Annotated in this window: 17 protein-coding genes and 3 pseudogenes; 10 read left to right on the top strand and 10 right to left on the bottom strand. The window is 66.2% G+C overall.

Annotated elements, in window-relative coordinates:
• Positions 1-231: 231 nt before the first annotated feature.
• On the bottom strand, positions 232-705 hold the full coding sequence (locus ABFB10_RS07390) for an Lrp/AsnC family transcriptional regulator (RefSeq protein WP_347166021.1): 474 nt from the start codon (positions 703-705) through the stop codon (positions 232-234).
• A gap of 113 nt (positions 706-818) precedes the next feature.
• On the opposite strand from ABFB10_RS07390, the gene doeA reads away from it, so the two are divergent.
• The 4 genes and pseudogenes from doeA to ABFB10_RS07410 all read left to right on the top strand — a co-directional run bounded on the left by doeA (position 819) and on the right by ABFB10_RS07410 (position 4,549).
• On the top strand, positions 819-2,015 hold the full coding sequence (gene doeA, locus ABFB10_RS07395) for an ectoine hydrolase DoeA (RefSeq protein WP_347166022.1): 1,197 nt from the start codon (positions 819-821) through the stop codon (positions 2,013-2,015).
• 317 nt (positions 2,016-2,332) lie between these two features.
• Positions 2,333-3,148 carry a pyrroline-5-carboxylate reductase gene (gene proC / locus ABFB10_RS07400; protein WP_347166024.1) on the top strand — a complete coding sequence of 272 codons (816 nt, stop codon included), beginning with the start codon at positions 2,333-2,335 and terminating at the stop codon, positions 3,146-3,148.
• Positions 3,141-3,479 (top strand): tRNA-binding protein, encoded by a 339-nt coding sequence (locus ABFB10_RS07405; RefSeq protein WP_347166025.1) that lies wholly within the window; start codon positions 3,141-3,143, stop codon positions 3,477-3,479. Before proC ends, ABFB10_RS07405 begins: the two co-directional genes overlap by 8 nt.
• Before the next feature lie 115 nt (positions 3,480-3,594).
• Positions 3,595-4,549: pseudogene (locus tag ABFB10_RS07410) on the top strand (2-hydroxyacid dehydrogenase).
• Between the two features lie 157 nt (positions 4,550-4,706).
• Here ABFB10_RS07410 and ABFB10_RS07415 read toward each other — a convergent pair.
• Complete coding sequence (locus tag ABFB10_RS07415; protein ID WP_347166026.1) at positions 4,707-4,955, bottom strand: hypothetical protein; 249 nt, start codon at positions 4,953-4,955, stop codon at positions 4,707-4,709.
• 113 nt (positions 4,956-5,068) lie between these two features.
• On the opposite strand from ABFB10_RS07415, the gene ABFB10_RS07420 reads away from it, so the two are divergent.
• Both ABFB10_RS07420 and ABFB10_RS07425 read left to right on the top strand, forming a co-directional pair.
• The gene (locus ABFB10_RS07420; RefSeq protein ID WP_347166027.1) at positions 5,069-5,944 is read left to right on the top strand and encodes a beta-ketoacyl-ACP synthase III; all 876 of its coding nucleotides are present in this window, start codon (positions 5,069-5,071) and stop codon (positions 5,942-5,944) included.
• Positions 5,884-6,189 (top strand): 3-oxoacyl-[acyl-carrier-protein] synthase III C-terminal domain-containing protein, encoded by a 306-nt coding sequence (locus tag ABFB10_RS07425; RefSeq protein ID WP_347166028.1) that lies wholly within the window; start codon positions 5,884-5,886, stop codon positions 6,187-6,189. Before ABFB10_RS07420 ends, ABFB10_RS07425 begins: the two co-directional genes overlap by 61 nt.
• 84 nt (positions 6,190-6,273) lie before the next feature.
• On the opposite strand, the gene ABFB10_RS07430 is transcribed toward ABFB10_RS07425, so the two are convergent.
• The 3 genes from ABFB10_RS07430 to ABFB10_RS07440 form a co-directional block, all read right to left on the bottom strand.
• The gene (locus ABFB10_RS07430) at positions 6,274-6,651 is read right to left on the bottom strand and encodes a hypothetical protein (RefSeq protein WP_347166029.1); all 378 of its coding nucleotides are present in this window, start codon (positions 6,649-6,651) and stop codon (positions 6,274-6,276) included.
• 169 nt (positions 6,652-6,820) lie between these two features.
• Positions 6,821-8,062, bottom strand: a complete 1,242-nt coding sequence (locus ABFB10_RS07435; RefSeq protein ID WP_347166030.1) for a lytic murein transglycosylase — start codon at positions 8,060-8,062, stop codon at positions 6,821-6,823.
• A 169-nt stretch (positions 8,063-8,231) separates the two neighbouring features.
• Complete coding sequence (locus ABFB10_RS07440; protein WP_347166031.1) at positions 8,232-8,819, bottom strand: thymidine kinase; 588 nt, start codon at positions 8,817-8,819, stop codon at positions 8,232-8,234.
• A 373-nt stretch (positions 8,820-9,192) separates the two neighbouring features.
• Here ABFB10_RS07440 and ABFB10_RS07445 point away from each other — a divergent pair, with 373 nt between their 5' ends.
• Positions 9,193-9,651: a hypothetical protein gene (locus tag ABFB10_RS07445; protein ID WP_347166032.1), complete on the top strand. Its 459-nt coding sequence runs from the start codon at positions 9,193-9,195 to the stop codon at positions 9,649-9,651.
• The gene (locus ABFB10_RS07450) at positions 9,638-10,537 is read left to right on the top strand and encodes a helix-turn-helix transcriptional regulator (protein WP_347166033.1); all 900 of its coding nucleotides are present in this window, start codon (positions 9,638-9,640) and stop codon (positions 10,535-10,537) included. Before ABFB10_RS07445 ends, ABFB10_RS07450 begins: the two co-directional genes overlap by 14 nt.
• A gap of 203 nt (positions 10,538-10,740) precedes the next feature.
• Here ABFB10_RS07450 and ABFB10_RS24025 read toward each other — a convergent pair whose 3' ends face one another.
• The 4 genes from ABFB10_RS24025 to ABFB10_RS07465 form a co-directional block, all read right to left on the bottom strand.
• The gene (locus tag ABFB10_RS24025; RefSeq protein ID WP_430522995.1) at positions 10,741-11,355 is read right to left on the bottom strand and encodes an MAE_28990/MAE_18760 family HEPN-like nuclease; all 615 of its coding nucleotides are present in this window, start codon (positions 11,353-11,355) and stop codon (positions 10,741-10,743) included.
• Between the two features lie 3 nt (positions 11,356-11,358).
• The gene (locus ABFB10_RS07455) at positions 11,359-12,471 is read right to left on the bottom strand and encodes a GmrSD restriction endonuclease domain-containing protein (protein ID WP_347167962.1); all 1,113 of its coding nucleotides are present in this window, start codon (positions 12,469-12,471) and stop codon (positions 11,359-11,361) included.
• Between the two features lie 377 nt (positions 12,472-12,848).
• Positions 12,849-14,225 (bottom strand): 30S ribosomal protein S12 methylthiotransferase RimO, encoded by a 1,377-nt coding sequence (rimO, locus tag ABFB10_RS07460; protein ID WP_347166034.1) that lies wholly within the window; start codon positions 14,223-14,225, stop codon positions 12,849-12,851.
• A gap of 193 nt (positions 14,226-14,418) precedes the next feature.
• Positions 14,419-15,012, bottom strand: coding sequence for a GcrA family cell cycle regulator (locus ABFB10_RS07465; protein ID WP_229245950.1), 594 nt, complete (start codon positions 15,010-15,012; stop codon positions 14,419-14,421).
• A 122-nt stretch (positions 15,013-15,134) separates the two neighbouring features.
• On the opposite strand from ABFB10_RS07465, the pseudogene ABFB10_RS07470 reads away from it, so the two are divergent.
• Positions 15,135-15,945 (top strand): annotated as a pseudogene (locus ABFB10_RS07470) (ABC transporter permease).
• A gap of 276 nt (positions 15,946-16,221) precedes the next feature.
• Positions 16,222-17,982: pseudogene (locus ABFB10_RS07475) on the top strand (SulP family inorganic anion transporter).
• Here the strand turns inward: ABFB10_RS07475 and ABFB10_RS07480 are convergent.
• On the bottom strand, positions 17,979-18,746 hold the full coding sequence (locus ABFB10_RS07480) for a metallophosphoesterase (RefSeq protein WP_347166035.1): 768 nt from the start codon (positions 18,744-18,746) through the stop codon (positions 17,979-17,981). The pseudogene ABFB10_RS07475 and the gene ABFB10_RS07480 overlap by 4 nt on opposite strands.
• Positions 18,747-18,818: the final 72 nt, after the last annotated feature.

Consider the following 18,818-nt stretch of genomic DNA (forward strand, 5'->3'; position numbering starts at 1 on the left):
CCCGGTGCGACCAGAAGAACGGTCTTCGCCCCGAACGCGCCCTGCCCGACCCAAAGGGCGGCCTGCGCCCCGATTTCACCCTGAGCGACCCAAAGGGCGGCCCGACCGGAATACACCCGGCACGGCAAGAGAACCGACCCCGCAACCAGACCGCACCCCGGTCTTTTTCTGCCCAAATACGCCGGAGGCATCCCAGCGCGCAAACCGGCGCGCCGCCGCGAGCCTGCCCGCCTAGCCCAGAAGCCCCAAGGCGGGCGGCAGATCCTTCACCGGCTTGGTGACGATATAGCTGTAATAGCGCCGCACCCCGGCGCGGCTTTCCAGAAGGCCGTCCATAAGCGCCTGAAAAGAGGCCACATCTTCGGTGACCACCTGCATCAGGTAGTCGTAGCCGCCGCCGATGGCCCAGCAGCCGGTCACCGCCTGCATCCGCGCCACCGTGCGCTCGAACAGCTGGAAGCTCTCGGCCCTGTGGCTTTCCAGTTCCACGGTGACGAAGACCTGCACATGCGGCCCCAGCGCCTCGAGGTCGATCTCGGCCCGGTAGCCGCGGATCAGCCCGGCCTTTTCCAGCCGCTTCATCCGTTCCCAGCAGGGCGTCGGCGACAGGTTCACCCGCGCCGCCAGTTCGGTCTTGGCGATGCGGCCCTCGCGGCAAAGCGTGGCAAGAATGGCGATGTCCCGGTCGTCTAGGCGGTTGTCCATGCGGACTTGTTCCGTCCCGGCACCGCCTTGTCAATCGGCAGGGGGTTGCCCCAACGCACCGGTGTTGGCAGGCTCTGGCCATCGCCCCTGCCGGCAAACCCCGAAAGGTCCCCATGAACAAGCTGCAACGCACGCCCGAACGCTACACCACGGAAGAATACCAGGAACGGCTGGTCCATATCCGCGCCCGGATGGAGCGCGAGGGCTACGACATGCTCATCCTGTCGGACCCGTCGAACATGTCCCGGGTCTCGGGCTATGGCGGCTGGTCCTTCTACGTGCATCAATGCGTGATCATCGGCCCCACCGGCAATCCGATCTGGTTCGGGCGCGGGCAGGATGCGCAGGGCGCCTATCGCACCGTCTGGGTCGGGCGCGACAATGTCATCGGCTACCCCGACCACTACGTGCAGTCGACCGAGATCCACCCGATGGAGTATCTCTGCGACAGGCTCACCGACATGGGCTGGAACAAGGGCACCATCGGCGTCGAGATGGACAACTACTGGTATTCGGCCCGCGCGCATGAACGGCTGACCCACGGGCTGCCGGACGCCAAGTTCAAGGATGCCACCGGCTTCATCAACTGGCAACGCGCGGTGAAATCCGAGAAGGAACTGGAATACATGCGGCAGGCCGCCCGCATCGTGGAACGCATGCACCGCCGCATCGCGCGCGAGGTCGATGTGGGCGTGCGCAAGTGCGATCTGGTGGCCGAGATCTACGACGCCGGGCTGCGCTATGACGAGTGGTACGAACACGGCGGCGACTACCCCGCCATCGTGCCGCTGCTGCCCTCGGGCCCCGATGCCGCCGCGCCGCACCTGACCTGGGACGACCTGCCGATGAAGGCAAACGAGGGCACCTTCTTCGAGATCGCGGGCTGCTACCAGCGCTACCACGTGCCGCTGTCGCGGACGATCTTCCTTGGCAAGCCGCCGCAAGAGATCCTCGACGCGGAAGAGGCGGTTCTGGAAGGCATGGACGCGGGGCTGGAGGCCGCGCGCGCGGGCAATACCTGCCACGACATCGCCGACGCCTTCTTCAAGTCGCTGGAAAAGCGCAACATCGTCAAGGACAACCGCTGCGGCTATTCCATCGGCCTCAGCTACCCGCCCGACTGGGGCGAGCGCACCATGTCGCTGCGCCGGGGCGACCGGACCGTTCTGAAACCGGGCATGACCTTCCACTTCATGACCGGCCTCTGGATGGAGACATGGGGCTACGAGACGACCGAAAGCATCGCCATCACCGACGGCGAGCCGGAGGTCTTCTGCGACCTGCCCCGCAAGATGCTGGTGAAGGGCTAGGCGCGGCAACGACCGGCCTCCCGGCGCCGTGACCCACAAAAGGGGCCGTCGCGACATCGCGGCGGCCCGAAATGTTTCGGGGTCGCGGGGACGGTCGTCTCGCAGCATCGCGGCAGCCCGTATCCTCCGCGCCTCGTGGCAGGTCGTCGTCTCTCTGAGAAAAGGCGGCGACCGTCGTCGCCCGGCCTTGTTACAGCCCGCGGTCTCCGGGCGCCGCTTCAACAGGCGCCTGTCCCGTACAGCCCCGCGCCGTGCCCCCCGCCATTGCAGCGGCCCGCGTCTTTGCTTACCCCTTGGGCAAACCGGATGGAGGCGTCATGAAAGACGGAGAGATCGCGCAGCGCGGATTGGTGCTGCTGGGCTGCGGCAAGATGGGATCGGCCATGCTGGAAGGCTGGCTTGGGCGCGGGCTGCCGCCTGCATCGGTCTGGGTGCAGGATCCGAAGCCTTCGGACTGGGTCACGGCGCAGGGCGTTCACGTCAACGAAGATTTGCCCGCCGATCCGGCCATCGTACTGATCGCGGTCAAGCCGCAGATGATGGCCGAGGCGCTGCCGGTGCTGGCCTCCATGGGTGGCGGTGAGACGCTGTTTGTCTCGGTCGCCGCCGGGGTCACCATGGCCTCTTACGAGGCGGCGCTGGGGGCGAAGGCGCCCATCGTGCGCGCCATGCCCAACACCCCCGCCGCCATCGGGCGCGGCATCACTGCGGTGATCGGCAACGCGCAGGCGACAGTGGCGCATCTCGACATGGCCGAAAGCCTGCTGAGCGCCGTCGGAGAGGTCGTGCGGCTGGAATCCGAAGACCAGATGGACGCGGTGACCGGGGTCAGCGGCTCTGGCCCGGCCTATGTCTTCCACATGATCGAATGCCTCGCCGCCGCCGCTGAGGCCGAGGGCCTCGCGCCCGACCTCGCGCTGTCGCTGGCCCGCGCCACCGTCGCGGGGGCCGGGGCGCTGGCGCAGGAGACCGGCGAGGACCCGGCGCAGTTGCGGCGCAACGTGACCTCTCCGAACGGGACCACGCAGGCGGGACTGGAGGTGCTGATGGATGCGGACAAGGGCCTGCCGCCCCTGATGCGCGCCACCGTGCGCGCCGCCGCCGCCCGGTCAAAGGTGCTTGCCGATGGCTGAGATCACATTCGACGACTTCCTGAAGGTCGACATCCGCGTCGGCACGGTCGTGCAGGCCGAACCCTTTCCCGAGGCGCGCAAGCCCGCCATCAAGCTTTGGGTCGACTACGGCGAAGAGATCGGCGTCAAGAAAAGCTCGGCCCAGATCACCCTGCATTACGCACCCGAAGAGCTGGTCGGAAAACAGGTCATGGGCGTGGTGAACTTTCCGCCCCGCCAGATCGGCCCCTTCATGTCCGAGGCGCTGGTGCTGGGGCTCTACGACGACGCCGAGGCGGTCGTGCTGCTGACCCCCGACAAGCCCGTCCCCAACGGATCGAGGATGCTGTGACCCCCGCCCCGGTCCCCCGCCCCAAGCCTTTGGCGCGGGACCGGACCCTTCCCAACTCCGGGGCCGCCGTCCCGGCAAGCCCCGGCCCGACCGCCCCCAGAGAGACGAGAGCGCTTTGCCCAAGGTTCTGATTGCCCGAAACCTGCCCGACGCCGTGGTCGCAGAGGCCCGCGCGCTCTTCGACGTCACATACCGCGACCGCCCCGACCCGATGACCCGGGCCGAGATGGAGGCCTCTCTGCGCGATTACGACGGCGTGCTGCCGACGCTGGGCGACCTCTACGATGCACAGGTCTTCGCCGCCGTGCCGGACCCGCGCTGCAAGCTGCTGGCCAACTTCGGCGTGGGCTTCAACCACATCGACGTAGAGGCCGCCAAGGCCGCAGGCATCGCCGTCACCAACACCCCCGGCGCCGTCACCGACGCCACCGCTGACACCGCCCTGACGCTGCTGCTGATGTCGGCGCGCCGCGCCGCCGAGGGCGAGCGGCTGGTCCGCACCGGTGCACTGGGAAGGCTGGCACCCGGTGCAGATGCTGGGCCATCACGTCACCGGCAAGCGGTTGGGCGTGCTGGGCATGGGGCGGATCGGGCAGGCCATCGCGCGGCGCTGCCACTTTGGCTTTGGCATGAGCGTGGCCTATGCCTCGCGCTCGGAGAAAGAGCTGGGGTTCCCCGCGACCCGCTGCGACAGCCCGGAGGCCCTGGCCGCCCAGGTCGACTTCCTCGTCGTCGCCCTACCCGGCGGCGCCGCGACCCGGCACACGGTGAATGCCAGCGTGCTGAAGGCGATGCCCGCGCATGCGCATCTGGTCAATATCGCCCGGGGTGACGTGGTGGACGAAACGGCGCTGATCGAGGCTCTGGAAGCCCGCAGCATCGGCGGCGCCGGGCTGGACGTCTACGAGAACGAGCCGCAGGTGCCGGAGCGGCTGAAGGCGCTCGATACGGTCACCCTGCTGCCGCACCTCGGTACGGCGACGCTGGAAGTGCGCGAGGGCATGGGGCGGCTGGCCGTCGCCAACCTGCGCGCCTTCTTCGCCGGAGAGCCGCTGCCGAACCCGGTCTAGGAACGGCCCGGCCAGGAAAACGTGGCGCGGTTGGCGGGATCCCTCTGCGCCCACCGCTGCTGGCTGTGCAGGGTGACGGCCACGAGGCCTTTCCGGCGTGATGCAGCCACAGGCGCGGCACGCAACCCGCGCGCCGAAACCTCCCGCAAGGCCCGGTTCAGTAACTTTCCGGCGCCTGCGGGTCGGGCAGGATCCCCTTGCTGGGGGGTGGATTGAACGCCGGATCGCGGGTCTTGATCCGGCGCGAGATCAGCTTGGCCAGCGGCCATGCCGCCACCACGCCAATGACCACCGCCACGGCGATCGCCTGCCAGGAATAGTACCCCATGGCGAGGAAGGCGACGATCAGCGACCCGGTCACGACCGTATGGGTCAGCAGGCTGATATAATGCGAAAGTCTGTCCATCTGGATGCTCCCTTCCGAAGGGGAAACCCCGCAGGGACCGCCACGGTTCCGTCACGCTGCGCTTGACCTCCGCGCCCGACTGCGGTTCCGTCACCGCACAGAAGGAGCCGCGCATGTACCAGCCCGCCATCTCGGGACACGGGGTCTTTACCCCCGCCCAGAGCATTTCCAACGACGAACTGGTCGAGGCCTTCAACGCCTATGCCGAAGGCTGGAACGCCCGCAACGCAGAGAAAATCGCCGCCGGAGAGGTCGAGGCCAAGACGCCGTCCAGCGCCGATTTCATCTTCAGCGCCAGCGGGATCGAGCGGCGGTTCGTCATGGACAAATCCGGCGTGCTGGATCCCGACCGCATGTATCCCGCCCTGCCCGCAAGGCCCGACGATCAGCCCGGCATCATGGCCGAGATGGCGCAGGAGGCCTGCACCGGGGCTCTGGAGATGGCGGGCCGCACCGGCGCCGACATCGACCTGATCATCTGCGCCGCCTCGAACCACGAACGCGCCTACCCGGCGGTGGCCATCGAGATCCAGCAGCTGCTGGGCGCGCAGGGCTTTGCCTTCGACATGAACGTGGCCTGTTCCTCGGCCACCTTCGGCATTCAGGCGGCGGGCGACATGATCCGCGCGGGCAGCGCCCGGCGGGCGCTGGTGGTCTGCCCCGAGATCTGCTCGGCCCATCTGGAATGGCGCGACCGCGACTGCCACTTCATCTTCGGCGACGTCTGCACCGCGCTGGTTCTGGAACGCGCCGAAGAGGCGCAGGGCGCGCGCTGGGACGTGGTCTCGACCCGCTGCGCGACGCAGTTCTCCAACAATATCCGCAACAACGACGGCTTTCTGCGGCGCACCCGCGACCAGATGGAGGACCGGCGGGACATGCAGTTCATGCAGAACGGTACCGCAAGGTCTTCAAGGAGGTGCTGCCCATGGTCTCGGCCCATATCCTCGGGCACCTCGGCGAGGAAGGCTGGCAGGCCGATGACCTGAAACGGCTCTGGCTGCATCAGGCGAACAAGACGATGAACGACTTCATCGGCAAGAAGGTCCTGGGCCGCGAGCCGGAGGCGGGCGAGCAGCCGAATATCCTGCAGGACTACGCCAATACCTCTTCGAGTCGGGTCGATCATCGCCTTCTCACAGAACTCAGCGGACCTCGCACCGGGCGACCGGGGGTGATCTGCTCTTTCGGGGCCGGGTATTCTGTCGGCTCGGTGCTGGTGCAACGCGCCTGAGGCCTCCCTTGCCCCAGCCCCCTGCCGGGCGGTGCGCGGGCGGCAGGGTTTGCCTGCCCCGTTGCCTGCCCCGTGCAAGGGTGTTCAGCGCATCAGGCCTCGCGCATGCCGCAGGACCGCGACGAGGAACAGCGCCATGGACAGAAGCGCCAGAACCGAGCCGCCCTTGGCCAGCGCCTCGCCCGTGCCCCTCAGCGCCATGACGATGCCCGGGACCAGCACGATCACCGCCGCCAGCGTCAGCGCGTAATGCACCATCGCCAGCCGCGACGCGGCGGCCAGCGGGTTCAGCGCGTAGTAGCCGCCAAAGACCGCCATGGCGACGAAGCCGATCAGGTTGAGGTGGCCATGGGCGGGCGACAGCGCATGGTCCTGCGAAGCCGACATCTGGATACCCCAGGCCATGCCGATCAGGGCAAACAGGGCCGCCGTGGCGAAAAAGAGCGTGGGAATGCGGGTCATGCGGAACTCCTTGCACCATGGGCCGGGCGCCTGCCGCCCTGCCCCTGCGTCAAGCCTAGCCGCAAAAGGCCTTCCGCCGCAAAGGTTTCACTGATCCGGCAGCCCTGGGCGCTGGGAAATTTCATGCATGAAATTTGCAAGCGTTTTCGAAAACGCTTCCCGCCTGCCGCTAGCGAAGCCGCGCCTTCATCGCCGCTTCGGGGAAGCAGGTGGCGCGCTGGCCCGTGGCCTCCTGCCAGCGCCCGATCGAGCGGCGGGTCTTGAACCCCGGCAGCCCGTCGGCCCCGCCCACGTCGTGCCCCATGCCTTCCAGCGCGCGCTGCATCACCGCCACGTCCGACCGGTAGAGCCCGCCGACCTGCCCCCAGCGTGCGGTGAAATCACCCATGCCGTACTGGATCCGGTCGCCCACGTGGCCCACGAAAAGCGCGTAGAGGTCGGACATGTTGTAGTCCTTCAGCACGTAGAAGTTCGGCGTCACGATGAAGGCGGGGCCCGACCGGCCCGCAGGCATCAAGAGAAAGCCCTGCTGCCGCGCCTCTGCCTCGGGGAAGGCTTTGCCGCCGACCCGCGTGATCCCCATGGCGGCCCAGTCGCGGATGCGCCGGCCCTGGTCCGGCCCTTCCAGCGTGCAGGACACGCCCTCGGGCACCTGTACCTCGAAGCCCCAGTCCCGGCCCTTCTGCCAGCCGTGTTTCGCGAGGTAATTGGCAATCGAGGCGATGGTATCCGCCTCGGAGCGCCAGATGTCGGCGTGGCCGTCCCCGGTCCCGTCGGCGGCGTATTTCAGAAAGCTGGTGGGCATGAACTGCGGCTGTCCCAGCGCCCCCGCCCAGCTGGATTTCATCGCCCCCGAGGGCGCGTGGCCGGCCTCGGCGATCTGCAGGGCGGCGACCAGTTCCTCGGTGAAATACCCGGCGCGGGTGGACATGAAGCCCTTGGTGCCCAGTACCCGGAAGACGTCGTGGGTGATCGCGACCCGCCCATAGCCGGACTCGCGGCCCCAGATGCCCAGAACAATCCGGCCCGGAACGCCCGTGCGCGCCTCTGCCCGCGCAAGCGCCTGCGCATGGGCGCGCGCCATCTGGCGCCCGACCGCCGTTGCGCCCTCGACCGAGCCCCGGTTGAAATACTTGCCCGGGTTGCCGAATTCGGCCTGCCGCTGGCGTTTCGGCGTCTGCACCGGGGTGCCCGGCGGCACCAGGTCGGGCAGGTCCCAATCCAGCGAGACGCCCTGAAACGCCCGGTCGAAGGTCGCCCGGCTGACCCCCTTGCGGCTGGCTTGCGGCCAGACGGTCTGTTCCAGCCAGCCCCGGAACTGCCGTTCCACGCCCGCGCGATCCTGCGCCGGGGCCTGCACCGCCCAGCCCAGAACCAGCATCACCGCCACACACATCGCCCTGACACGCATCCGCTCACCCCTGCCTTTGCCCGGAACCTAGCGCGTTTCGGCCCTCAGATGAATCGGTTATTGGCGCCCTCCGCGCCGGGCCCGAGGGCATGAGCCGATCCCCGCCAGCCTCCGGCCCGGCGGGCCGGGCACGCCGACACCGGCCAGCGCGGCGCGGATCGCAGGGGCGTCAGGCCGCAGGATCGCCCATCGCCTGCCGCCAATGGCGGCGGCAGAGGCTGACATAGGTCTCGTTGCCGCCGATCTGCACCTGCGCCCCGTCGCGCAGCGCCTGCCCGTCCGGCCCCTGCCGCACCACCATCGTCGCCTTGCGGCCGCAGTGGCAGATGGTGCGCACCTCGCGCATCACATCGGCCAGCGCCAGAAGCGCGGCAGAGCCGGGAAACAGCGCGCCGCGGAAATCCACGCGCAGCCCGTAGGCCATGACCGGCAGCTTCAGATCGTCCACCACCCGCGCCAGTTGCCAGACCTGCTCGCGGGTCAGGAACTGCGCCTCGTCGATGAAGACGCAGGCCACCGGCCCCTCGGCCAGCCGCGCCGCGATCAGCGCCTGAAGGTCGGTTTCCGCATCGAAGGTGCGCGCGGGCTGCGACAGCCCGATCCGAGAGCCGATCATCCCGGGCCCGGCACGGCTGTCCAGCGCGGCGGTCAGCAGCAACGTCTGCATCCCGCGTTCGTTGTAGTTGTGCGCGGCCTGCAACAGCAGCGTCGACTTGCCCGCGTTCATGGTCGAATAATGGAAATGCAGCTTGGCCATGGGCGAACCCTTTGCCCGAAGACCGCCGCCCTCGCAACCGGGCAGGGGCGCGCCCGGGACAAGGCCGGACAGACACCACGAAGACGACCCGCCTGCCGCGCCCCCCACGGCGCTTTCCGGGCGGCGATGCCGCGGCAGAACGCACCGGCAGGGGCGCATGCGGAACACAGGGCAAAAACAGGCCGGGCACCGCCTGTCGCGCGGCGCGCGGCGGGACAGAACCCGGCCAATCCGGACCCAAACGGCCCGGCACTGGTACGGCCCGGCACAGCCCGGACTGGATTTAAGCATGACATTTCTGACAGGTTTGGCTAATGGGAAAGCGATTTGCAGGTTCCCCTCCCGTTCCGGAGCCGGGCCGGATGGAGAAGCGATGGCGATTGTCGGACGATACCTGAAGAAGCACACAGAGGCGCTGGTCAAGGACGTCGGCATCGAAGCCGCCTGCGCGCTGACCGGCAAATCGAAGGCGACGCTGGGGCGCTACTACTCCGACTACGACGAACACGCCGAGCGCTTCATGCCCGTGGATGCTGTGGCGGCGCTGGAAGAGGCCGCAACCTTTCCGCATGTCACCGCGGCGCTGGCCGAGCTGAAAGGCATCTCGCTGGAGTTCACCGAGACGCGGTCCAACGACCGCAGCACGGGCGGGGTGAATTCCGACGTGATCGCCCTGTCGCAGCGCTTCGGCATGCTGATGGCCGAGTATCACCAGTCTATTGCCGATGGCGTGATTTCCGCGACCGAGGCAAAGCGCCTGCTGAAAGAGACGCTGGCGCTGCAGAAGGTGCTGATCGACATGAAGCTGCACCTCGAAGATGAAGGCGCCTGAAGGCAACCAGCCGCAGGGCGCTGCCCCGCGCGGCGCCTTCGGGGCCGAGAGCTTCTTTCCGCCCCGCATGCAGAAGTTCCTGCGGCGGCTGGAGCAGACCACCCACTCCGACGAGGTCTGGGCGCTTCTGAAGGCCCTCGGGCAGGACGTCGGACTGCCCTGCATCGACTTCATCGCGGCGACGGATTACGGCGACTGGCGGCGCACCATGTTCGTGCGCACCTCTTACGACGCAAGCTGGCTGCACGATGCCAACACCGACCCGGACCTGTACCGCTGGTCCTATTTCCGCAGCCATGGCATCGCCTGCCTGACACCCATCGTCGTCGGGCTGGAGTTCCTGCGCGAGTACCGCACGCTGCCCGATGGCCGCATCAAGGTCCTGCGAGAGGCGGCGCGGCGGGGCATGCGCGCCGGGATCTCGATCCCGCTGCGACAGCACGCCCCGCGGCAGGCGGCGATGATGAGCTTTCTCGGCGATCATGATCGCGGCGCCCTGCTGGACATCCTCGCCGCCGAGGGCTGGACCCTGACCCATTGCGCGCAGGCGGCACACCAGCGCTACCTGCTGCACTTCACGCAGGAATACGTGGAACGCAACCGCATCACCGACAAGCAGCTGGAGCTGATGGAGCTGATCGGGCGCGGCTATCTCGACAAGCACATCGCCGACCACCTGGAGATTTCCGTCTCGGCGGTGCGCCAAAGACTGAACGCGCTGATGCAGAAGACCGGCACGACGAACCGGGTAGAGCTTGCGGCGCTGGCCATGTCGATCGGAATGCTGCCCGACCCGCTCTACAGCCCCGGCAGCGCCCCCGCCGTTCTGGTCCAATCCGGCGACAGCGAGGACATCCGGACGCAGGAATACGGGCCGGAACCCTGACGGCGGGACGGGTCGCGGAACCGGGCCAATCGGCGGTCGTACCGTGCGGATTGCCTTGGCCCTCGCCGCCGGTGCTTGGGGCCCCATCTGCGCGGTCATGCGGAGGAAGCGGACGTCACCGTAGATGTTTATGAAAAACTACAGTGCGGCAATTCTGATTCAGGGTGAGCGTTAATCCGAGTGCCGTTCATCGATCCTAAGTCTTAAAACCTTGCGACTCTGTCCGAAAATACCTCAAGAACTATGATAAGTAATTCCTCGGCTCTATGGGAGTGAGCGATCAGGTCCGCTGAGCCCAGATCAGGTTCGTCACCGTGCGCAACTTGATGTCGCCATTTTACGAGCTCATGGACTATAAAATTTTGATGTTGAAGAAGGCGGCCCTCATCGACATCCAACGCGCTTAGGCAGTTTCGAAGTCTCTTGAAATCTAGGTTCGACGCCGCTTTGAGAATTGAGTGATCGCTTGTGATCTTCGTGTGATCACTCAGCGCGAAGACCTGCCGTGCAAAATCTGGACGTGCATCTATCCGAAAGTTCCGATCTCTCAAGGACATAAGATGCGGTTCGATTTCGCAAGCCAGAAGGGCTGGATTTATTTGAGAAATATTCTTCCCAGCGCTATTGACTGCCTTAATATAAAGATCAACGCAGTAATTGAAAAACCCCTCCCAATGGGCGTAACACATAACGATGAGGGATTGCGCTGCAACCTCCTTTAAAGGCTCCGTGGCACCGATAAATAGAGCGCGAGAGTTTGAAAGGCTCCTTGCACGCCTTGCTCGCTCATTAGAAGCTATGGTTTCAAAGCTGAACATCCTTCACTCGGGAGCGAACCAATGATCTCCAAGAGGTACCGTCTGCCGTATTCGATCTGAAGCAGACATCCCAGATGACGTGTAGACTTTCATTTCCTCAGAACTCCAGAAGTCATCAATCCGCTTAGAAACGAATTCGTCTGGATTAGAAAGCTGAACAATCTTTCGGTAATTTCTGCAGACGCCAACTATAATCGTTTCCAAACCTTGAAGCGTGAAAACCTTACGCCGCCCCTGCCTGGGTAGCAGGGCGTCATCTCCTGCAGCATATACCATTCTTATACTGCCAAAGTATCTCTCTTTGAGTTCTTCCAGGTCTGCTTCGTCAATGATTTCCAACACAGACCTATCGAGAAACTCATTGAGGTCATCTCTGGGACGGAGGTCTTTGTACGTATGGCACACAATTCTTGTTGCGAATTCAACGTCTCTCTGCTTTTTCACATCGTCTGGCGATAGCTTGCAGAGCTCCTGCATCTCGTTAAAAGACGCAAAACTCGTCAGTACCTCTGCGAATTCTGGCGATTTCATCACTACCAGGCACGTGCGTATCTCTTGGTCATTCGCAGCCGATCCACCCCGATTCAATCTTTGAAAAAGATCAAACTTCGTCTCATTGCTACTCGGCTGTTTTAGCACCTCGACGTTTATCCGGCAGCGTTTCAAAAATAACTGCTGCGCACTATCGAGTTCGATTTGCTCATCAAAAGGAACACCTTCAATTAGAGCGCTTTTCTGCCAGACAACGTTATTCAAATCAGGGAGATATTCGGTTGCGCTCAAGATAGAAGGCGGCTGAAGGTCGTCAGTTCCTGCCGCCTTCAGCTTCCCAAAAAACTTTATGATCGTGGATGACCGCTGCAGCCCATCGATCAGCTCCCACGTGCCATCGATATTTTCGTAGACAAACACAGGCGGCAGCGGGACTCCTATCAGAAGCGATTCAATGAGGTTGGATTGCTGTTCAGGGCCCCACCGGAAGGTCCTCTGGAAGGCTGGGTTGATGTTGATCTCCCCAGACTCGTACATGCCGATAAACTCGTTGATCGAGAACGAGAGAGTGTCCGTGTTGACCGTACGCTTGGCGCTGTTTACTTGATCCTGAAGGCTCATCATCAATCCTCAGTTTTCCTTTTGACACTGATAGTTCGCCTAGCGCTCCGGCTCAAGGAATGTTCAACCGCCAGCTGTGCAAGGTATCGGAGCCATGGATGGTGATTTTGAAGCCATGTTGGACTTTTTGACGTTTCAAGGCGGGTAGTCGACTTCTGGGCTGGACCGGTCATCCGCTGCGCTTGACACGAATGTCGGCTCTGGGCCGTGTCGCGACAGGCCCACGCATATTGCACCCGCGTCGCATTCTGCACTCATCACGGTTGCTCGGATCTCGATGCGACCGGTCGCCGCGTCTGCCGTAACCGTCGGATTCCTTCACCCCGATTTCAGCCGCGCCGCTGGCCCCTCAGGGGCGCCCGCCTTTTCAGGTCCACCCGCTAGACCAGCCGTCCCCAGAGGTCGTATTCGCCGGCCTCGTCCACCTCGACGCGGACGATCTGGCCCGGGGCCAGCGCCCCTGCGCCTTCGTCGATGAAGAGGTTGCCGTCGATTTCGGGCGCGTCGGCCTTGGTGCGGCAGGTGGCGATGCCGTCCTCGTCGACCTCGTCGACGATCACCTCGATCTCTTGTCCGACCTTAGCCGCCAGCTTGGCCTCGGAGATCGCCTGCGCCTTCTCCATGAAGCGGGCCCAGCGTTCGGCCTTGACCTCTTCAGGGACGTGATCGGGCAGCGCGTTCGAGCGAGCGCCGGCGACGTTCTCGTACTGGAAGCAGCCGACGCGATCCAGTTGCGCCTCGTCCATCCAGTCGAGCAGGTGCCGGAACTCGGCCTCGGTCTCTCCGGGGTAGCCGACGATGAAGGTCGAGCGCAGGGTGATATCCGGGCAGGCGGCGCGCCAGGCGGCGATCTCGTCCAGCGTGCGCTCGGCGGCGGCGGGGCGGGCCATGCGGCGCAGCGTGTCCGGGTGGCTGTGCTGGAAGGGGATGTCGAGGTAAGGCAGGAGGCCGTTTTCGGCGCGCTGCGCCATCAGCGGGATCATCTCGCGGACATGCGGATAGGGGTAGATGTAATGCATCCGCACCCAGACGCCGAGCGCCCCCAGCGCCTTCGACAGGCCCAGGATCGGGAACTTCTCGTCGCGGTCCTTCCAGTCGGTGCCATAGGCCGAGGTGTCCTGGCTGATCACCAGCAGCTCCTTCACCCCGGCCTCGACCAGCTTTTCGGCCTCGCGCATGACGGCGCGCTGCGGGCGGCTGACGAGGCGGCCGCGCATGTCGGGGATGATGCAGAACTTGCAGCTGTGGTTACAGCCCTCGGCGATCTTGAGGTAGCTGTAGTGGCGCGGGGTCAGGCTGACGCCGCTGGCGGGCAGCAGGTCGATGAAGGGATCGGGGCTGGGCGGCACGGCGGCGTGGACCGCGTCCAGTACCTGTTCGTACTGGTGCGGGCCGGTGACCGCCAGAACCTTGGGATGCGCGCCGGTGATATACTCGGGCTCGGCGCCTAGGCAGCCGGTGACGATCACCCGCCCGTTCTCGGCCAGCGCCTCGCCGATGGCACCGAGGCTTTCGGCCTTGGCGCTGTCGAGGAAACCGCAGGTGTTCACGATCACCGCATCGGCGCCCGCGTAATCGCCCGAGATGCCGTAGCCCTCGGCCCGCAGGCGCGTCAGGATGCGCTCGCTGTCGACCAGCGCCTTGGGGCAGCCGAGAGAGACCATGCCGATGGTCGGCTGGCCGTCGCGGACGGTGTCGGAAATGCGGGCGCGGGCCAGGTCGGGGCGAAGATCGGGCGGATTCTGCATGGGCGGCATATACGCGCGGATCGGGCGCACGGGAAGGGGGTTCCGTCGCAGCCACGGGGTTTCGCCTGCCCCGCGGCAGGCGACCGGGCGGGGGCGCTGCCCCCCGGCCTGCGGCCTCCCCCGAGGTATTTGGAAGACCAAAGAAGAAGGAGGAGCGCAGCGGCGGACGCCCGGCCATGAGGCCCGCGTCCGGGTCGCGGCCTCAGCGGCGGCGGTCGCGGCGCGAGGACATCGGCTGGAAGGCCACGCCCACATGCGCCTCGCAGTAGGGCTTGCCCTGCTGAACCGGCAGGCCGCAGAACCAGAAGTCGTCGGTCGCCGGATCGCCCACGGGCCATTTGCAGGTGCGCTCGGTCAGTTCCATCAGGGTCAGGCGCTTGGCCTTCTTCTCGATCTCGCTGACCTTGGCCAGCGCCTCGGGGCTGATCTCGTTGGTCGAGGGCTGCGGCGGCAGGGGCTGGCCCGCCGGGATGATCTGCTTGCGCGCCGGGGTCGGCGCGGGCGCGGCCGCCACGGGTTCCGGAGCGGGTGCGGGTTCCGGTTCCGGCTGCGGGGCCGGTGCCGGGCGGGCCGCCTTGGCCGCCGGGGCGGGCTTGGCGGCCGGTTCCGGCTTGGGCGCGGGCTTTGCCTCGGCCACCGGGGCGCCGCCGGCGCGGTTCGACAGGCCCAGGCGGTGGACCTTGCCGATCACCGCGTTGCGCGTCACGCCGCCCAGTTCCTTGGCGATCTGACTTGCGGACTGCCCTTCCGTCCACATCTTCTTGAGCAGTTCTACGCGTTCATCGGTCCAGGACATGCGGCTTTCCCACTGAAAAAAGCGGCCACGGATGTCGGGGCCGCCGGAAATTTGCTTGGTGCCCCCTATTCTAATCATCACAGGGCGAGATACAAGGCGCCCGACACCGGACAGGAGGACACATGCACAGCCCCACCCAATACGCCCAGGGCGATCGCCGCTTCTGACCGGATCAACTGGCTTGGCCTCCAGACCCTGGCCCGCCGCGAAATCCTGCGATTCCTGAACGTCTGGACCCAGACGCTGGCCGCGCCGCTGGTGACCGGCGGGCTGTTCCCGGTCATCTTCTCGATCGCCATCGGCCCGCAGCGCGGCGAGGTCATGGGCGTGCCCTTCACCACCTTCATCGCGCCGGGCATCCTGATGATGACGGTGATCCAGAACGCCTTTGCCAATACCTCGAGCTCGCTGGTGATCTCGAAGGTGCAGGGCAATATCGTCGACACGCTGATGCCGCCGCTTTCCGCCGGAGAGCTGGTGCTGGGCTATCTGGCGGGCGGCATCGCGCGCGGGGCCATCGTGGCGCTTTGCCTTGCGCTGGCCTTGTGGCTGGCGCTGGGGATCGTGCCGGCGCATCCCCTTGCGGCGCTGGCCTTCGTGCTCTTGGGCGCGGCCTTCCTGTCGGCGCTGGGTCTGCTGGCGGGGATCTATGCCAACAAGTTCGACCAGATGGCGGCGATCACCAACTTCATCGTCACGCCGCTGGCCTTCCTGTCGGGCACCTTCTACTCGGTCGAATCGCTGCCGCCGGGCCTCTACCAGGTGACCCATCTGAACCCGGTCTTCTACCTGATCGACGGCGCGCGCTGGGGCATGATCGGCGTCTCGGACAGCCATCCGGCCCTGGGATTCGCCGTGGCCTTTTCCGCAACGCTGGCGGTCTGCCTGCTGGCCTGGGCGATGTTCCGCAGGGGCTACCGGCTGAAGGCCTGACCGGGCGAGATCCGGGCCGCAGGCGGGCACCGCGACGCTTTGGCGCGCGGCGCCCGCCTGCCCCCCGGCGCCGGATCGATTTCCCTGTGTTGCCGCCCCACGCCCCGCTCTGTCGCCCCCTGCCGAGCCAAGGCCAGCACCCGGGCCCCGGTGAATGGCCCCGCCCGGAACGCAGGAATGCGGAAACGCCGCACCGCGGGGGTTTCAAATTCATTTTGATGAATATATAGGGTGGGACAATGGCCGCACGGCGGCCCCCTTACAGGATCTTCCGGAATGTCCCCTGCCCGTCCCGCCACCCGTCGGCTGACCCGATACCTTCCGATTCTCGGCTGGGCGCGCCACTACGACCGCAGCACCGCCGCCTCGGACCTCGTGGCCGCCGTGATCGTCACGATCATGCTGATCCCGCAATCGCTGGCCTATGCGCTGCTGGCCGGGCTGCCCGCGCAGATGGGCCTTTATGCCTCGATCCTGCCGCTGGTGGCCTACGCGATCTTCGGCACCTCGCGCACGCTGGCCGTCGGGCCCGTGGCGGTGATCTCGCTGATGACCGCCGCGGCGGTGGCCAACCTTGGCCTGACGGACCCGGCGGCGATCGCCCTGGCAGCCGGAACGCTGGCCTTTCTCTCGGGCCTGATGCTGACCGCGCTCGGCCTTCTGCGGCTGGGCTTTCTGGCGAATTTTCTGTCCCACCCGGTGATCGCGGGCTTCATCACCGCCTCGGGTGTGCTGATCGCCGCCTCGCAGCTGAAACATATCCTTGGGGTCGAGGCAGAGGGCCATACGCTGATCGGCCTGATCGGGTCCTTGCTGGCCCAGATCGGGCAGACAAATATCCTGACGCTGGTGATCGGCAGCCTTGCCACCGCCTTCCTGTTCTGGGTCCGCAAGGGGCTGAAGCCACGCCTGCTGGCGGCGGGCCTGCCGCCGCGCCTTGCCGACATCGGCGCCAAGGCCGGTCCGGTGGCCGCCGTCTTCGTGACGACGCTGCTGACATGGGCGCTGGACCTGTCGGGCTGGGGCGGCGTGAAGGTCGTGGGCGCGGTGCCCATGGGCCTGCCGCCGCTGACCCTGCCCTCTTTGATCCGACGCTCTGGAGCCAGCTGTTCCTGTCGGCGCTGCTGATCTCGATCATCGGCTTCGTCGAATCCGTTTCCGTGGCGCAGACGCTGGCCGCGAAACGGCGCCAGCGCATCTCGCCGGACCAGGAGCTGATCGGGCTGGGCACCTCGAACCTGGCCGCATCGCTGTCGGGGGGCTTTCCGGTGACGGGCGGTTTTTCGCGCTCTGTGGTGAACTTCGATGCCGGGGCCGAGACGCCCGCGGCGGGCGCCTATACCGCCGTCGGCATCCTCGTCGCGACGCTGGTTCTGACGCCGCTGCTGTATTTCCTGCCCAAGGCAACGCTGGCCGCGACGATCATCGTCGCCGTCCTCAGCCTTGTCGATTTCTCGATCCTCGGGCGCGCGTGGCGCTACTCTCGGGTGGACTTCGCGGCGGTCTTCGCCACCATCGCGCTGACGCTGGGTTTCGGGGTCGAGGCCGGGGTCTCTGCCGGGGTGCTGATCTCGATCCTGCTGCATCTCTACAAGACCTCGCGGCCGCATGTGGCCGAGGTCGGACTGGTGCCCGGCACCCAGCATTTCCGCAATATCCTGCGCCACCGGGTGCTGACCCGCGCGGATATCGTGACGCTGCGCGTGGACGAAAGCCTGTACTTCGCCAACGCCCGCTTTCTCGAGGACTACGTGCTGGACCGCATCGCCCGCGACCCGGCGCCGAAACACGTCGTGCTGATGTTCGCGGCGGTGAACGAGGTCGACATGAGCGCGCTGGAAACGCTGGAAGAGCTGAACCGGCGGCTGGCCGAAGCCGGCATCACCCTGCACCTGTCAGAGGTCAAGGGGCCGGTCATGGACCGCCTCAAGCGCTCGCATTTCCTCGGATGACCTGTCGGGGCAGGTCTTTCTGGCGCAATACGATGCATGGGCCGCGCTGACGGCGGCAGAGGCCGGGCAGGCGCAGGCGGGCTAAAGCCGCGCGCGCCCCCGGGCGGTCAGGGCAAAGATGCCGTCGCCGTCGAAGACCACCGGCACCAGCTCGCGCCCGTAACCCGCGCCGGTATCGAGGTTGAGCCGGTTGAGGTGCAATTCCGGCCAGTCCACCGGCGTATGCCCGTGCACGATCAGGGCGCCGTGATCGCGGGTGTCGCGGTGGAACTCATGCCGGATCCACAAGAGGTCGTCCTCTTGCTGGTAGCCCATCGGCAGGCCCGGGCGGATGCCCGCATGCACGAAAATCTGCGGCCCCCGGTCCAGCCAGAGCGGCAGGTCGCGAAGGAAGGCCCTGTGGCTTTCGGGCACCGCCGTGCGCGCCGCCGCGATGAGATCGGGCAGGATGTCGCCCGGCACGCCCTCGACGCCGAAGCGGGCGGCGGTCGCGTCGTCGATGCCGAAGGCCCCCGCGAGGTCGAAATAGGATTGCAGCGTCGCTGCCCCGCCGAGGTTCGGATGCAGGTAGAGCTTGCCCGACTTGATCTGCGCGTCGGACAGGATGCCCTCGGTCAGGAAGCGCTCGAACATGCGGTCGTGGTTGCCCTTGACGAAGGACCAGTCGCGGCCCCCGGCCAGACCGGCCAGGAAGGTCTCGATCACCGCGCGGCTGTCGGGGCCCCGGTCGACGAAATCCCCCAGGAAGACCACCGGCGCATCCGTGCCCCCGTCCCGGGCAATCCGGTCGAGCGCCTGTTCCAGCTGGCCAAGCTGTCCGTGAATGTCGCCGACGGCGTAAAGCGGCATGGGGGCGTCCTTTCCCGGGGCGCACTCAACCGGCAACGGCAGCGGGATACAAGGCGAAAGGCTGGCCTGCGC

It is taken from the genome of Ponticoccus litoralis (assembly GCF_039769985.1).
Taxonomy (GTDB): domain Bacteria; phylum Pseudomonadota; class Alphaproteobacteria; order Rhodobacterales; family Rhodobacteraceae; genus Ponticoccus; species Ponticoccus litoralis.

Coding starts and splice junctions, on each gene's coding strand:
- ABFB10_RS07455 (WP_347167962.1), bottom strand. CDS start 12,471: ATGATGAGCCTTCAGGATCAAGTAAACAGCGCCAAGCGTACGGTCAAC.
- ABFB10_RS07440 (WP_347166031.1), bottom strand. CDS start 8,819: ATGGCCAAGCTGCATTTCCATTATTCGACCATGAACGCGGGCAAGTCG.
- ABFB10_RS07425 (WP_347166028.1), top strand. CDS start 5,884: ATGGTCTCGGCCCATATCCTCGGGCACCTCGGCGAGGAAGGCTGGCAG.
- ABFB10_RS07480 (WP_347166035.1), bottom strand. CDS start 18,746: ATGCCGCTTTACGCCGTCGGCGACATTCACGGACAGCTTGGCCAGCTG.
- ABFB10_RS07415 (WP_347166026.1), bottom strand. CDS start 4,955: ATGGACAGACTTTCGCATTATATCAGCCTGCTGACCCATACGGTCGTG.
- ABFB10_RS07420 (WP_347166027.1), top strand. CDS start 5,069: ATGTACCAGCCCGCCATCTCGGGACACGGGGTCTTTACCCCCGCCCAG.
- rimO (WP_347166034.1), bottom strand. CDS start 14,225: ATGCCGCCCATGCAGAATCCGCCCGATCTTCGCCCCGACCTGGCCCGC.
- doeA (WP_347166022.1), top strand. CDS start 819: ATGAACAAGCTGCAACGCACGCCCGAACGCTACACCACGGAAGAATAC.
- ABFB10_RS07405 (WP_347166025.1), top strand. CDS start 3,141: ATGGCTGAGATCACATTCGACGACTTCCTGAAGGTCGACATCCGCGTC.
- ABFB10_RS07430 (WP_347166029.1), bottom strand. CDS start 6,651: ATGACCCGCATTCCCACGCTCTTTTTCGCCACGGCGGCCCTGTTTGCC.
- ABFB10_RS07445 (WP_347166032.1), top strand. CDS start 9,193: ATGGCGATTGTCGGACGATACCTGAAGAAGCACACAGAGGCGCTGGTC.
- ABFB10_RS07450 (WP_347166033.1), top strand. CDS start 9,638: ATGAAGGCGCCTGAAGGCAACCAGCCGCAGGGCGCTGCCCCGCGCGGC.
- ABFB10_RS07390 (WP_347166021.1), bottom strand. CDS start 705: ATGGACAACCGCCTAGACGACCGGGACATCGCCATTCTTGCCACGCTT.
- ABFB10_RS24025 (WP_430522995.1), bottom strand. CDS start 11,355: ATGTTCAGCTTTGAAACCATAGCTTCTAATGAGCGAGCAAGGCGTGCA.
- proC (WP_347166024.1), top strand. CDS start 2,333: ATGAAAGACGGAGAGATCGCGCAGCGCGGATTGGTGCTGCTGGGCTGC.
- ABFB10_RS07435 (WP_347166030.1), bottom strand. CDS start 8,062: ATGCGTGTCAGGGCGATGTGTGTGGCGGTGATGCTGGTTCTGGGCTGG.
- ABFB10_RS07465 (WP_229245950.1), bottom strand. CDS start 15,012: ATGTCCTGGACCGATGAACGCGTAGAACTGCTCAAGAAGATGTGGACG.